General features: G+C 36.2%; 1 pseudogene. It reads left to right on the top strand.

Going from position 1 to position 287, the window contains the following annotated elements:
- Nucleotides 1-226 (top strand): annotated as a pseudogene (locus V7659_RS23815) (NCS2 family permease); the annotation flags it as partial.
- Between the last annotated feature and the right edge of the window lie 61 nt (nt 227-287).

Genomic DNA, 287 nt, shown 5'->3' with positions numbered 1-287 from the left:
GGTATCATCATTAGGAAAAATTGACTGGCAGCGTTTTGAAATTGCCGTTCCAGCATTCTTAACAATGATCGCCATGCCACTGACTTACAGCATTGCAACAGGTATTGCGGTTGGATTTATCTTTTACCCAATTACAATGATCATCAAAGGTCGAACAAAAGAGATTCACCCAATCATGTACTTCTTCTTTGTTATCTTTGTTCTATATTTCATTTTCTTAAAATAATGTTAAAAGGAACTGTGGGCGCGCCACAGTTCCTTTATTTTGCTCAAAAAATATCATTCGA

The sequence above is a fragment of the Neobacillus drentensis genome (assembly GCF_036966985.1).
Classification (GTDB): Bacteria; Bacillota; Bacilli; order Bacillales; family Cytobacillaceae; genus Neobacillus; species Neobacillus drentensis_E.
The sequence above is the reverse complement of the archived record's forward strand: the minus strand, read 5'-3'. Positions and strand labels throughout refer to the sequence as shown.